This is a genomic window from Pseudomonas sp. HN2, assembly GCF_020736465.1.
Taxonomy (GTDB): Bacteria; Pseudomonadota; Gammaproteobacteria; order Pseudomonadales; family Pseudomonadaceae; genus Aquipseudomonas; species Aquipseudomonas moraviensis_A.
Map to the genome: position 1 here is coordinate 3716488 of NZ_CP085885.1, position 12825 is coordinate 3729312.

Genomic DNA, 12825 nt, shown 5'->3' on the forward strand with positions numbered 1-12825 from the left:
TGTAAGGCTGGAGATCTTTTGTGCTTTTCAAAACCCGAGTTCGACGCGAACTTTCAAGTCGGTGTAGAACGGGAGAACACCTCGGTCGGCCCCCTCTCCCTCTGGGAGAGGGCTGGGGTGAGGGATTGCTTTTGATTTTTGGCGGCAATGCGCTTGCCCGAGCGACTCGAAATCCCGCTCGCCTGCCCATTCTGCTGCTTGCCCATTCGCGCTTGGGTAATCAATCCCGGGATCAACTCACCCTCCGGTAGATTCTTCCAGAACCGCACCGGCAGATGCCCTTGCATGACCTTCGGATTCAACCGTGCCGGATTGAATATGTGGCTGTAGTAAGTCAACCACAAATCGCCATGGGGATCGTCGACGTTCTGCGCCAGTTGCTGCCATTCGATCGGGCACTGCCGCTCGTGAATCAATTGCTCACCGTCGTAATACACACCGTCGCGCGGCGTGGCGATCAACCAGCGATGCTGGCCCATTCGCCCGATGAAGTGCTCGCTGGCGCTGTGCAAAATGTCATGCGCCGGTTCGTGCCACGCCACATATTGCGGCCCGGGGAGATCCTTTGGGCGTTCGATGAAACGCACAAAGGCATGCAGATGATGGGCCTCGCGGCTGACCTGCTTGATGCGTCGCTGCAACTCACTGCCAAGCTTGTCGCCGGCCATCATCGCCGTGCGGTCGCCATGGCTGACGCGCCATAGCACTTCATACAACAGGCTCCAGCGTTGCTCGCCGCGATAGCGCGCCGCCTGTTCGAGGGTGTCGAGCAGCGCGCGCGGAATACGCGCCTGAAACGGCCCCTGGCCTTCGGGCACCTGTTCATCACTGGCAAACAGATCGCCCACCCCTTCCGCCGCCCAGCTCACCAGACTCGGATCGACTTCATGACTGAGCAACCAGCGCGCCTGCTGGCGCCAGGTGTCGAACACATCGTCACAATCCAGACTGATCATCCCCACAACCCCATCTGCTGCGGCATCGGCCGGTCGCGCAATTGCTGATAGAGCATGTGGCTGGTGACTTCCGCCTGCTGCGGGTGATAGTCACTGGTGATAATGAACGGCTTGGCCTTGGCCAGCACACAACGCATTCGCGCCACGTCTTCGTAACGGATCCGCCGCTGACGACGCAGCTCGACCAGGCGTTCGGTGGTGCGCAAGCCGATGCCGGGAATCCGCGCGATCAGCGACGCATCGGCATGGTTCAGGTCCAGCGGGAACACCTCGCGATTCTCCAAGGCCCAGGCCAGCTTGGGATCGATGTCGAGCGCCAGGTTTCCCGGGCCTTTGAGCAGTTCGTCCGCGCGATAGCCGTAGCTGCGCAGGAGGAAATCGGCCTGATACAAGCGATGCTCGCGCATCAGCGGCGGCGCGGCGAGCGGTACGCTTTTCGGGCTGTCGGGGATCGGGCTGAACGCCGAATAATAGACCCGCCGCAGGCTGAAGTTGCCATACAGCGATTGGGCGCTGTGGAGGATGGTGCTGTCATCGGTGTCATCGGCACCGACGATCAGTTGGGTACTTTGTCCGGCCGGTGCGAACCTGGCCGAGCGCGGCTCGTTCAATACGGTCTGCACGCCAGTGTAGATGGTGTTCATCGCTTGTTTGATCGAAGTGATGTCTTTCTCCGGCGCCAGAGTTTGCAGGCTGGCATCGGTGGGCAATTCAATGTTGACGCTCAGGCGATCAGCGTAACGCCCCGCTTCCTCGATCAAGGCAGGATCGGCTTCCGGAATGGTCTTGAGATGGATATAGCCGCGAAACTCGTGCTCTTCACGGAGCAACTTCGCCACCCGCACCAGTTGCTCCATGGTGTAGTCGGCCGAGCGAATGATCCCGGAGCTGAGAAACAGGCCGCTGACGCAGTTGCGCCGGTAGAAATCCATGGTCAGCGTGACGACTTCTTCAGGGGTGAAGCGCGCACGCGGCACATCGCTGGAACGGCGATTGACGCAATACTGGCAATCGTAAAGGCAGAAGTTGGTCAGCAAAATCTTCAACAACGACACACAGCGCCCGTCCGGCGTATAGCTGTGGCAAATGCCCATGCCGTCCGTCGAACCGAGCCCGCTCTTGCCCTCGGAGCTGCGCTTGGGCGCACCGCTGCTGGCGCAGGAGGCGTCGTACTTGGCGGCGTCGGCGAGGATGCTGAGCTTGTCGATGATTTGCATGGCACGGACTCTTTACTGTGTGCATATACAGTATAGGCTCGACCGCCGTGAAACAAGCCGATGGATGACCCCTCGTCGGCTGCCAGTGAATCCTGTGGGATGGTGGTGACAGTCAGGAAGTATGAAACCCCTCAGAACGCAAAGGCTGCGATCTTTTGATCTGCCCGTCCAACGGCAACTCAAAGCCGAAACGCGCATTGATCTGTCTGCGCCCCAGCGTCGTCAGCGTCAACGCCCGACTGTCCAGATCCTGCGTCACCCATTTGCGCTTCAGCGCCGTTTGCAACAAGGCCGCGCCCAGCGAGCCGCCGAGATGCGGCCGGCGCATGCTCCAGTCGAGGCACGGGCAGGCAAACTTGCGGCGCAGAGTCGTCAGGTCCCGCACATCGATACCCAGCCCGAGAAACAACGCCTCGCCACTGTCGCTCAGGCGATACGCCTGCTCGTCGGTTTGCACCAGCCAACCGCCTGCAATCAAGCGGTCATGCAACAACACCGCCAGCGTTCCGGCCATGTGGTCATAGCACGTGCGGGCGAATTGCAGGCGATCCGGGGTGTGCGCCTTGAACGTCGGCGCGGCATTCTGGCCAATCACCATCAACGCTTCCAGCGCTCGCGCCACCCGCTGATCGGCAAGGCTGTAATAGCGATGACGGCCCTGCACATGCAGGCGCACCAGTGCCAGATCCTTGAGTTTCGCCAGGTGCGCACTGGCGGTCGAGGCGCTGACTTCGGCGATTGTCGCCAATTCGGTGCTAGTTCGGGCGTGGCCGTCCATCAGCGAACAGAGGATTTTCGTTCGCGCCGGCTCGGCGATGGCGGCGGCCACTTGGGAAACGCCGATGTCCTGATGTTCTGCGTGCATAGTTCGCTCCCGGACGAATCGTCGCCTGCAAGGACTGCAGATAGTAGCAACACTTTCTCTGCTGACAAGGCTGCCAACCATGGACCCGCTCCGCGCTGCGACTCACGCCGATCCCTATCCTTACTATTCAGAGCTGCGTGCTGGCGGCGGACTGGCCTTTCACGAGGATTTGCAACTGTGGGTTGCCAGCAGCGCGCGGGCGGTGTGTGCGGTGCTGGCGCACGCCGATTGCCGGGTGCGCCCGGTGCAGGAACCGGTGCCTCAAGCCATTGCGCAAGGTCCGGCCGGCGAGGTGTTCGGCCGACTGATGCGCATGAATGACGGCGAGCGCCAGCGCTGCCCTCGCTCGGCCATCGAACCGGCGCTGGGGCTGATCAATCAGAGCGAGGCAGGTGAGCTGGTTGCTGCCCGACTGTTCACAGCGGATGCCGACGGTTTGTACAATGCAATGTTCCGCGGCCCGGTCGCCGTGGTCGCAACGTCGCTCGGCTTCACGCCGGCGCAGAGCCGGACGATCAGCGAACTGACCGCCGATTTCGTCGCGTGCCTGTCACCGTTGAGTAATGACCTGCAACTCGCCGCCGCGCATGCTGCAGCAACGCAGTTGCGCGGTTATTTCATCGAATTGTTGGCCGATCCCGACATGAACAGCGCGCTATTGCAGGGGATCACCCAACGTTTCGAAGGCGATCAAGATACATTGATCGCCAACCTCATCGGCCTGTGCTCGCAGACATTCGAAGCCTGCGCCGGCCTGATCGGCAATGCGTTGGTAATGTTGCAGCGCCAGCCTGAATTACATGCAACACCGATAGAGAATCTATTGGCGGAAGTTCAGCGCTTCGACCCGCCCGTACAGAACACCCGACGCTTTGTTGCTGCCCCATGCGAAATCGATGGCGTGCGGCTTGAAGCGGGTGATGCAGTTCTCCTGCTGTTGGCCGCGGCCAATCGCGATCCGGCGCTGAATGAACGGCCGGAGGAGTTCGTGCCGCAGCGCGCCAACCGTCGAAGTTTCAGTTTTGGCAGTGGTCGGCATCAGTGTCAGGGGCAAGCGTTGGCGATGAGTATTGCCGGGGCGACTTTGAATCAAATCCTTGCCAGCGGCCTTGGTCTGAATAGCCTGAGCTGGGATTACAGGCCATCGCTCAATGGCCGGGTTCCACTGTTCAACATTAGCGGCGGCTGATGATCAGTCTTCGCGAGCAGGCTCGCTCCCACATTGGCCCAGTGATGAACTCAACATTGTGGGAGCGAGCCTGCTCGCGAAGAGGCCAAAACATCCACCGCAACTCAACAATCAAACCGCCCACTGCAAGATCAACCAACTGTTCGCCCCACTGATCAACACAAACAGCCCCCACGCCAGCACACGGGTCGGCCAGCGATTGACGAACGGCCCCATCAATTGCCGGTCATTGGTCATGCGGATCAATGGGTACAAGGCAAACGGCAGTTGCAGGCTGAGCACCACCTGGCTCAACACCAGCAACTTGCCGATCGCGTTATCGCCCATCAGCCACACGCCGATAAAAGCCGGAATCAGCGCCAGCCCGCGGGTGATCAGGCGCCGCTGCCAGCACGGGATGCGCAGGTTCAAATAGCCCTCCATGATCACCTGCCCGGCGATGGTCCCGGTGAAGGTCGAACTCTGTCCGGACGCGAGCAGCGCCACGCCGAACAACACACTCGCCAGCGCACCGCCGACCAGCGGATCGAGCAAGTGATAGGCGTCCTGAATGTCGACCACATCGGTGTGCCCGGACTGGTGAAACGCCGCCGCTGCGAGAATCAGGATTGCCGCATTGACCAGCAGCGCCAGGGCCAGCGAACCGATGGTGTCGATGCGCGCCAGTTTCACCGCATCCTGCTTGCTCGCCAGATCCTTGCCGATCATTCGCGTCTGCACGATCGAGGTGTGCAGGTAAAGGTTATGCGGCATGACGGTGGCGCCGAGGATGCCAATGGCCAGATACAGCGGTGCGGCATCGCCGATGGCCGACAGCGAAGGTGTGAAGCCCTGCGCCACGTCCGGCCAGTAAGGTTTGATCAGCAACAGCTCAACGAAAAAACACACGCCGATGGTCGCGACCAGCACCAGCATGATCGCTTCGAGCCGGCGGAAACCACGGTTCTGCAGGGCCAGCACCAGCAGTGTGTCGAACGCGGTCAGGGCGATGCCGAAAGTCAGCGAACAGCCGAGCAGCAAGTGAAACGCGAGTGCGCAGCCAAGCACTTCGGCGAGGTCGGTGGCGATGATCGAGATTTCCGCCAGCCCCCATTGCAGGCGTGCGGTCGGCGTGCTGTAGCGCTCGCGGGACAGTTGCGCCAGATCGCGGCCGGTGGCGATGCCCAGCCGCGAGCACAGGCACTGCACCACCATGCCAGCCAGACTCGCCAACAGCACCACGAACAACAGGCTGTAACCAAAACGCGATCCGGCCTCGATCGCGGTGGCCCAGTTGCCCGGATCCATGTAGCCGATCGACACCAGCAAACCGGGGCCGGCAAAACGCAGCACGCGCTTGAAGAATGAAGCAGTCGGATCGACCGCGACACTGCCGGCCACTTCCGGCGGGCAAAACGGCGCAGTGGCGATTTTGGGCAAGCTGAATTTCACGCACACATCCAGAAACAAACACGGGAGCCCGGCAGCTTAGTCGTTTCGAACAAAGCGTTGAAGAGCAAGAGATCGCAGCTGGCGGCGCCCGCATGTGGAATGCGATCTTCTGATCTTATTGACTCACGCCCAACAACTGCTCGCGCAACTCAGGACTGCGCGTACGCGGATCCAGCCAGATATCGAAAAACGCCTTGGCAAATTGCGGATCTTCGATTTCATGCTGAAGCTTCTGACCGATAAAAAATCGCGCACCCTGCCCCGGCAGATACACACCGGTAATACGCGTGCCGGCCTGCACATCGACGAACGATTGCTGCATCTGCACCTGCCAGTCGGCCAGTTGCGCCGGACTGACGCGGGGGCCGCCAAGGCGTTTGATTTCGTCGACGCTGGTGCTGACCAGATCATCGCGCGAGATCGCCCGGCGGTAGATCAGCTCCAGGGCAAAGGGCTGGCCGGCCGCCAGCGGACGCGCAGCACTCCACAGGCGTGCACTGTAGACATCGAAGCCGAACACACTGAAATCGCCGCTGCCGATGATCTGCGCACCGGGCACGGCGTCTTGCCAACTGGCCCATGTCGGTGTCAGCAGTAGCGCCCACAAGCCAATGCCACAGCAGCCACGGACGAGCTTCGGTGTCCTGTTCATCGCCGTTTTGTCTCCGCGCGTCGTGATGCTCCAAGCATAGCCGGATTCACGCCTGAAATTTTGTATACAAACTTTGCACACATAGGCAGCAATCTTCTCAGCGCAGTGCTAACGTGGCTCACCCTGACCCGACGGAGATACCCGCGTGCTGATTCTCAAACTGCTGCTGATTCCCGGTTTCCTCCTGCTGATTTCTCTGGCGGGCAAACGCTGGGGCCCGAGCGTGGCGGGATGGCTATCGGGTTTGCCGGTGGTGGTCGGGCCGATTCTGTTTTTCCTCGCCATCGAACAAGGCCCGCAGTTCGCTGCGCAATCCGCGGTGGCAGCGCTGTCGGCAATGTTCGCGATGATTGCCTTCTGCATCACCTATGCCCAGGTCGCGCAACGCGCCAATTGGCCGTGGGCACTTACGATTTCACTGGCAGTCTGGGGCGTGCTGGCGGCGGTGTTATCGGTGATTCCGGGATCCTTGCCGTTCTCGGTGATTGCTGCGGCGGTAGCGCTGCTGGCATCGCCTTACCTGTTTCCTGAAGTGCAACCCGTATTGAACGGGCCGGCGCCGAAGTCGGACAAACTGATCTGGCGGATGATTGCCGGCGCGGCGCTGACGCTGGTAGTGACGATGCTCGCCAGCACCGTTGGCGAACGCTGGAGCGGCCTGCTCGCGGTATTCCCGGTGCTCGGCAGCGTCATGGCGGTGTTCTCGCAACAGACCCGCGGCCCAGCGTTTACCGCCGCGTTACTGCGCGCAACGGCGACCGGCATGTATTCGTTTTCGGCATTCTGCCTGGTGTCGGCATTGACGTTGCCGAGCATGGGCCTCAGCGGTTTTGCCGTAGGCGTGGCGGTTTCGGTCGCGATGCTGGGAGTGACCCGGCGTCTGCTGGCGCGGCCAGTGGCCAGGGCGCAAGCGCAATAACCGTCCGGACGAATCGTGCTGGAATCCCCGGCACGCTCCGTGGGATGATCGCCCGCCTCGCGCGACCAATTCCCGGAGATTCAGATGTCATTGTTGAGCAAAAAAGCCGTCATCCTGATGTTGGCGGCCGTCGCCGGATTCAGTGCGATCAGTGCGCACGCCGCCAAGGAAAAAGGCAAAACCGAGAAGGTCTCGATGCTCGACGGCAAGTTTGCCTTTGTCCTGCCCAAAGGCTTTGTCGCCGACCCGCTGCCCGCCAGCCCGAGCGGGGCCAAGGGCACGATGTACACCAACCAGGCGACCAAAACCGTGGTCATCGCCGCGGAAAACCAGATCCCCGCAGGGCAGAACGTCAAGAATAACGACAGTGAATTCCTCGACGGCAGCGTGTCGAGTTTCATCGACGATCAGCGCAAGGCGCTGCCGGACTTCAACAAGCTCAGCGAAAAAAGCCTGACCCAGAAAGGCACCGGCCTCGGCCTGCGCCAGGTTGACAGCACCGCCACCCAGGGCGGTGGCCAGACGCTGAACACCACGCTACTGGCCGGCTCAGGGACGAAGATGGCGCTGGTGCAGGTGATTTCCCGCGCCAGCGACAAGAAGACTCACGATGCCTTGGTCAAAGCCATCGTCAAGGATTGAGCCGCTGCAACCAGCCATTCAGATCGCGCAATTCGGCCGCACTGATGCTGTGGCCGACGCCCGGATAAGCGTGAAACTCGGGCTGGTAATCGAGTTTCTGCAGTAGCGCGTTGGCCTCGGTGCCATGGCGGTAAGGCACCGGATCATCGGCGGTGCCGTGGCCGATAAAGATGCTCAGCGGCAGCGGCGCCTGTCCGGGCTTGAGTTCGGCCTTGAGCACCGGCAACAAGCGCCCGCTCAACGCGGCAAAGCCGCCCACGGCCGCTGGCGCGCGCAGGCCCACTTCGTAGCTCATCATCGCGCCCTGGCTGAAGCCGATCAGGTACACCTTATCCGGCGCGGCGTGATATTTCTTCGCCGCCTGAGCGATAAAGTCGCGCAGCTGCTGGCCGCTGACCTTCAGATCATCGGTCTCGCCGTTGTAGGCACCGTCGCCCTTCTTGCGAAACCACTGGTAACGTCCTTCACCCAGACTCATCGGCGCGCGCACGGAAAGGTAGTTGTACTGCGCCGGCAGCTGAAATTTCATACCGATCAGATCGGCCTCGTTACTGCCATAACCGTGCAGGAAAATCACCAGCGGACGAGGTTCGGCATCGGCGTGGACCTGTTCGAGGTATTTGAGCGGCAGGTCGGATTGCAGGGTGGCTTGGGCGTGGACGGCGGTGGATGCGAGCAGCGTTAGCAGCGCGAATAGTTTCAGCATGGAGCGTTCCTTCACAGAGTGTCGGGTTCGCGGGGGAGCCTAACATCCTCGGCGGAGGATCCAAATTTTGTGGTGTGGCTGATGGCCCTTTCGCGAGCAGGCTCGCTCCCACAGTTGAAATGCGTTCCCCCTCTAGGAGTGAGCCTGCTCGCGATGAGGCCATTGAAGCCGACGGAAATCCTCAGTCGTTGGTCAGCTTCCCGGTACGAAACGGCACCCGCCCCGCCACTTTCGCCTGCCAGATCCCCGGTTCGGTATACCGCCCGCGATCAATCGCAAACAGCACCCCGCTGGTGCCGGCGCGCACGGTGGTCACGCGATCCTGCAATGGATCAACGACCTCGAACAGCGCATCGCCCTGCTCTACCCATTCACCGGCATTGCGCAAGAAACTCACTACGCCGTGGTGCGGGGCAAACAGGTATTCGGTGCCTTCGAACGGCAGGCCTTCACAGCACTCGTTCGGGGCTGCTGGCCATTCGCCGCTGATGAAGCCCTGCTCGGCGAGAAAGCCGAGAATCGCTTCGCAGTTGGCCCGGGCCTGATCGACACGGGTGTCGCCCATGCTGCCCAGCTCCAGCGTGGTTGCCAGGTTCGCCGCCGGAATCGCCGCATGCGGGAATGCTTTAGCCAGACGCAACCAAGGCGTCGAGCAAGATTCATCGAACGAGCTGCCGCCGGAATCCTCGCACAGCAACGCCACACCCGCCTTCAGCCGCGCCGCCAGTGATTGCCACTGCGGCCAGTGTTGCGGCAGCGCGTACAGGTGAATGGCAGCGTCGAAGTCGCAATGCAGATCGAGGGTGATGTCGGCGTCGCAGGCGTGGCGCAGCAATAAGCGATGCAAGGCTTCCAATTGAGATTTGGCCGCCGGCAACTCGTCAAAGACCTGAGCCATGGCCTCGCGGATCAACGCGACGTTGGCCTCGGCATCCGCACCGAGCCGCTCCCCTGCCAGCGCTGCCACCGGAGCGCTGAGCTCGACGAACGCGCGGTTGAAATTCTTGCCGCTGCCCAGTTCGAAGCGGCCCATGTGATTGCCTTGCAGATGCTGGTCCAGGCCGATCGGATTGGCCACCGGCACCAGTTCGATGACGCCCTGCAAGCGCCCCTGCTGTTCCAGCTCGCTCAGGCGCAGCTTGAGTTCCCACGCGGTGCGCATGCCCGGCAGCTCGTCGGCGTGCAGGCTGGCCTGGATGTACACCTTGCGGCTGCCGGCGCCATAGCGGAACACGCTGAGAGAGCGCTCGCTGCCCAAATGGCTCCAGGGCAGAACGTGGTCGATGCGTTGCATGGGAAACTCCTCGATATCTGGATCACACAAATCCCTGTGGGAGCGAGCCTGCTCGCGAATGCGGTAGGTCAGACGATGACGATGTCGAATGTCAGACCGCTTTCGCGAGCAGGCTCGCTCCCACAGGGAATTTCCATCAATAAAAGACATAAAAAAAGTGGCCACCGCACAAACGGTGGCCACTTTTTTCTCACGGCGTATTAATGGCCGTACACGTCAAAGTCGAAGTACTTGTCCTGGACTTTCTTGTACTCGCCATTGGCGCGGATTTCGGTGATGGCCTTGTTGAACTGCTCAGCCAGTGCGGTATCGCCCTTGCGCACGGCAATGCCGGCACCGCCGCCGAAGTACTTGGCGTCTTCGTACGTCGGGCCGACGAATTCGAAGCCTTTGCCGGCGTCGGTTTTCAGAAAACCGTCGCTGAGGTTGACCGAGTCGGCCAGCATCGCGTCGATACGCCCGGACACCATGTCGAGGTTGGCTTCCTGCTGCGAGCCGTAGCGCACCAGTTCGATCCCGGCCGGAACCAGCACTTCTGTGGCGTAGCGGTCGTGGGTGCTGGCGCGCAGCACGCCGACTTTCTTGCCCTTGAGTTCGGTCAGCGGGTCTTTGACGCCGGAGCCTTCCTTCATCACGAAGCGCGCCGGGGTGTGGTAGTACTTGATGGTGAAATCGACGTTTTTCTTGCGATCGTCAGTGATGGTCATCGACGACAGAATCGCGTCGATCTTCTTCACTTTGAGTGCCGGGATCAGGCCATCGAACTCTTGCTCGACCCACGTGCATTTGACCTTCATCTGCGCACACAGCGCGTCGCCGATGTCCACGTCGAAACCGGTGAGTTTGCCGTCAGGGGTTTTCATCGAGAATGGCGGGTAACCGGCTTCGATGCCGATGCGGATCGGCTTGGCATCATCGGCCACAGCGGTCAGGGACAACATCGACAGTGCCAGGGCACCGAACATCACTAGCTTTTTCATTTATTACTCCCGTGCGGAGGCTTTTATTGGCAGCTTTCGATTCAGCGTTCGGTCATGGCGTTCTAACAGCAAAAACCGAAGTGGCCGGCAGTCTATGGCGACGCGCACGGGGGCAATTGTTTTTAAGCGACAAATACTTACAGAACATCGGCGCACGCATTGACGCGGGTCAAGGCGTGCGCCGTGGTGGTGCGAAGGCTGTAGGACAAGACTGTTTTCAGAGCAAGAAACGTTGATCCTTCCCGTAGGAGCTGCCGAAGGCTGCGCTCTTTTGATCTTGATCGTCCCCACGCAGAGCGTGGGAACAATCGTTAAAAGATCGCAGCCTCCGGCAGCTCCTGCACAGGGATCAGCATTCGCAGGCGACAGGTGTCTTGGCGACTGACGCCGCGCTCAGTTTGAAGCCTTCATCCAACCATCCGGTAACGCCGCCGATCATCTCTTTCACCGGGTAATCCAGTGCGGCCAGTTTCACCGCCGCCTTGTTCGCGCCGTTGCAATGCGGCCCGGCGCAATAGACCACGAACAAGGTGTTTTTCGGGTAATCGGCCAAGCGTTCCGCCGTGAGCAAGCGTGTCGGGATATTGATCGCGCCGGGCACATGCCCGCGCTCGAACGCCAATGGGCCGCGCACATCCACCAGAACAAAATCGACCTCGCCGGCCTCGTGGCTGCTGAATACGTCGGAACAATCGGTTTCGAAGGTCAGACGATTGCTGAAATGCATCAGGGCAATCGCCGAAGGTGCGGCGGGGATGTCGCGAACCAGGCTGGTCATGTGTGTTGCTCCTTTGTCTGTGGGGGATGAACAGACTTTATCGAGACGGCGCTTACCGCTACAGTGGCGCGCAAGACACCGACCGGGAGTTTTCCGCCAAATGCTCACTCAGCCCAATCTGGTTGCCATTCTGGCCTACGATGGCCTCTGCACGTTCGAGTTCGGCATTGCCGTGGAGATCTTCGGCCTGGCCCGGCCGGAGTTCGAGTTCCCTTGGTATGAGCATGCGATCGCCGCGGTCGATCAAGGCCCGATGCGCGCCATGGGCGGCATTCAGGTGCTGGCCGATGGCGGGCTCGAACTCCTCGCCGAAGCGCGCACCATCGTCATCCCCGGCTGGCGCGACCGCAACGCCCCGGTACCGCCAGCGCTGATCGACGCATTGCGTCAGGCCCATGGCCGAGGCGCGCGGTTGCTGTCGATCTGCTCCGGGGTGTTCGTCCTTGCGGCCAGCGGCTTGCTCGACGGCCACCGCGCCACCACCCACTGGCGCTACACCAGCGAACTGGCCCAACGTTTTCCGGCCATCGAGGTCGATCCGGACGTGCTGTATGTCGATGCAGGCCAACTGATCACCTCCGCCGGCAGCGCGGCGGGCATTGACGCCTGCCTGCATCTGGTGGCACGCGACTTCGGCACACAGGTCGCCAACGCCGTCGCGCGGCGCCTGGTCATGTCGCCACAACGCACCGGCGGCCAGGCCCAATTTATCCCCACCCCGGTCAGCCCGACACCACGCAGCGATTTATCGCGAGTCATGCAATGGGCCCGCGAACGCCTGCACGAACCGCTGGAAGTCCGCGATCTGGCCAGCGAAGCAGCAATGAGCGAGCGCACGTTTCTGCGGCGCTTCACCGAAGCCAGCGGCCAATCGCCGAAAGCCTGGCTGCAACATGAACGCCTGGCGCGAGCGCGGGAGTTGCTGGAAAGCACCCACCAACACACCGAGCAGATCGCCCAGCGCTGCGGCTATCGATCGGTGGAGAGTTTTCGCGTGGCGTTTCGCAGCGTGGTGGGCGTGCCGCCGTCGGTTTATCGGGAGCGGTTTGGGCAAAGCAACAAGCTTTCACGCCATCCCACAGCGTTCTAAGCAACTGACGTTGACGGCGCGGCCTGCAGAAACGCCCGGCCATGAACACTGTGAAACGGAAAAATGCGGCTTGCTTTATATTGATTCTGATATAACCTGAAAATCA

At 61.2% G+C, this 12825-nt stretch carries 14 protein-coding genes; 5 read left to right on the top strand and 9 right to left on the bottom strand.

Annotated elements, in window-relative coordinates:
• Positions 1-53 precede the first annotated feature (53 nt).
• From LIS66_RS16155 to LIS66_RS16165, 3 genes are all read right to left on the bottom strand, one after another.
• Positions 54-956, bottom strand: a complete 903-nt coding sequence (locus LIS66_RS16155; RefSeq protein ID WP_227972567.1) for a TIGR03915 family putative DNA repair protein — start codon at positions 954-956, stop codon at positions 54-56.
• The gene (locus tag LIS66_RS16160; RefSeq protein WP_042609293.1) at positions 953-2173 is read right to left on the bottom strand and encodes a putative DNA modification/repair radical SAM protein; all 1221 of its coding nucleotides are present in this window, start codon (positions 2171-2173) and stop codon (positions 953-955) included. The genes LIS66_RS16155 and LIS66_RS16160 overlap by 4 nt, the downstream gene beginning before the upstream one ends.
• 112 nt (positions 2174-2285) lie before the next feature.
• Complete coding sequence (locus LIS66_RS16165) at positions 2286-3038, bottom strand: ArsR/SmtB family transcription factor (protein WP_227972568.1); 753 nt, start codon at positions 3036-3038, stop codon at positions 2286-2288.
• 79 nt (positions 3039-3117) lie between these two features.
• Between LIS66_RS16165 and LIS66_RS16170 the strand changes: the two genes are divergently transcribed.
• On the top strand, positions 3118-4227 hold the full coding sequence (locus tag LIS66_RS16170) for a cytochrome P450 (protein ID WP_227972569.1): 1110 nt from the start codon (positions 3118-3120) through the stop codon (positions 4225-4227).
• A gap of 111 nt (positions 4228-4338) precedes the next feature.
• Here LIS66_RS16170 and LIS66_RS16175 read toward each other — a convergent pair whose 3' ends face one another.
• Both LIS66_RS16175 and LIS66_RS16180 read right to left on the bottom strand, forming a co-directional pair.
• Positions 4339-5658: an Nramp family divalent metal transporter gene (locus LIS66_RS16175; RefSeq protein WP_042609290.1), complete on the bottom strand. Its 1320-nt coding sequence runs from the start codon at positions 5656-5658 to the stop codon at positions 4339-4341.
• A gap of 115 nt (positions 5659-5773) precedes the next feature.
• On the bottom strand, positions 5774-6310 hold the full coding sequence (locus LIS66_RS16180; protein WP_064363577.1) for a chalcone isomerase family protein: 537 nt from the start codon (positions 6308-6310) through the stop codon (positions 5774-5776).
• Between the two features lie 145 nt (positions 6311-6455).
• On the opposite strand from LIS66_RS16180, the gene LIS66_RS16185 reads away from it, so the two are divergent.
• Both LIS66_RS16185 and LIS66_RS16190 read left to right on the top strand, forming a co-directional pair.
• Complete coding sequence (locus LIS66_RS16185; RefSeq protein WP_123419276.1) at positions 6456-7229, top strand: hypothetical protein; 774 nt, start codon at positions 6456-6458, stop codon at positions 7227-7229.
• A gap of 84 nt (positions 7230-7313) precedes the next feature.
• Positions 7314-7871 carry a hypothetical protein gene (locus LIS66_RS16190; RefSeq protein WP_227972570.1) on the top strand — a complete coding sequence of 186 codons (558 nt, stop codon included), beginning with the start codon at positions 7314-7316 and terminating at the stop codon, positions 7869-7871.
• On the opposite strand, the gene LIS66_RS16195 is transcribed toward LIS66_RS16190, so the two are convergent.
• The 3 genes from LIS66_RS16195 to LIS66_RS16205 form a co-directional block, all read right to left on the bottom strand.
• Complete coding sequence (locus tag LIS66_RS16195; protein ID WP_227972571.1) at positions 7861-8577, bottom strand: alpha/beta hydrolase; 717 nt, start codon at positions 8575-8577, stop codon at positions 7861-7863. The genes LIS66_RS16190 and LIS66_RS16195 overlap by 11 nt on opposite strands.
• Positions 8578-8758: 181 nt before the next feature.
• The gene (locus LIS66_RS16200; RefSeq protein WP_227972572.1) at positions 8759-9871 is read right to left on the bottom strand and encodes a succinylglutamate desuccinylase/aspartoacylase family protein; all 1113 of its coding nucleotides are present in this window, start codon (positions 9869-9871) and stop codon (positions 8759-8761) included.
• Between the two features lie 200 nt (positions 9872-10071).
• On the bottom strand, positions 10072-10851 hold the full coding sequence (locus LIS66_RS16205; protein ID WP_042609284.1) for an ABC transporter substrate-binding protein: 780 nt from the start codon (positions 10849-10851) through the stop codon (positions 10072-10074).
• 26 nt (positions 10852-10877) lie between these two features.
• On the opposite strand from LIS66_RS16205, the gene LIS66_RS16210 reads away from it, so the two are divergent.
• Positions 10878-11087 (top strand): hypothetical protein, encoded by a 210-nt coding sequence (locus tag LIS66_RS16210; RefSeq protein ID WP_227972573.1) that lies wholly within the window; start codon positions 10878-10880, stop codon positions 11085-11087.
• Positions 11088-11200: 113 nt separating this feature from the next.
• Here the strand turns inward: LIS66_RS16210 and LIS66_RS16215 are convergent, their stop codons facing one another.
• Positions 11201-11629, bottom strand: coding sequence for a rhodanese-like domain-containing protein (locus LIS66_RS16215; protein WP_123419273.1), 429 nt, complete (start codon positions 11627-11629; stop codon positions 11201-11203).
• Between the two features lie 100 nt (positions 11630-11729).
• Between LIS66_RS16215 and ftrA the strand changes: the two genes are divergently transcribed.
• Complete coding sequence (gene ftrA / locus LIS66_RS16220; protein WP_042609282.1) at positions 11730-12719, top strand: transcriptional regulator FtrA; 990 nt, start codon at positions 11730-11732, stop codon at positions 12717-12719.
• The last annotated feature ends 106 nt before the right edge of the window (positions 12720-12825 follow it).

Bases quoted from the DNA above. Each gene is read 5' to 3' on its own strand.
- LIS66_RS16215 (WP_123419273.1), bottom strand. From the start codon at position 11,629: ATGACCAGCCTGGTTCGCGACATCCCCGCCGCACCTTCGGCGATTGCC.
- LIS66_RS16180 (WP_064363577.1), bottom strand. From the start codon at position 6,310: ATGAACAGGACACCGAAGCTCGTCCGTGGCTGCTGTGGCATTGGCTTG.
- LIS66_RS16205 (WP_042609284.1), bottom strand. From the start codon at position 10,851: ATGAAAAAGCTAGTGATGTTCGGTGCCCTGGCACTGTCGATGTTGTCC.
- LIS66_RS16165 (WP_227972568.1), bottom strand. From the start codon at position 3,038: ATGCACGCAGAACATCAGGACATCGGCGTTTCCCAAGTGGCCGCCGCC.
- LIS66_RS16160 (WP_042609293.1), bottom strand. From the start codon at position 2,173: ATGCAAATCATCGACAAGCTCAGCATCCTCGCCGACGCCGCCAAGTAC.
- LIS66_RS16200 (WP_227972572.1), bottom strand. From the start codon at position 9,871: ATGCAACGCATCGACCACGTTCTGCCCTGGAGCCATTTGGGCAGCGAG.
- LIS66_RS16155 (WP_227972567.1), bottom strand. From the start codon at position 956: ATGATCAGTCTGGATTGTGACGATGTGTTCGACACCTGGCGCCAGCAG.
- LIS66_RS16170 (WP_227972569.1), top strand. From the start codon at position 3,118: ATGGACCCGCTCCGCGCTGCGACTCACGCCGATCCCTATCCTTACTAT.
- LIS66_RS16195 (WP_227972571.1), bottom strand. From the start codon at position 8,577: ATGCTGAAACTATTCGCGCTGCTAACGCTGCTCGCATCCACCGCCGTC.
- LIS66_RS16190 (WP_227972570.1), top strand. From the start codon at position 7,314: ATGTCATTGTTGAGCAAAAAAGCCGTCATCCTGATGTTGGCGGCCGTC.
- ftrA (WP_042609282.1), top strand. From the start codon at position 11,730: ATGCTCACTCAGCCCAATCTGGTTGCCATTCTGGCCTACGATGGCCTC.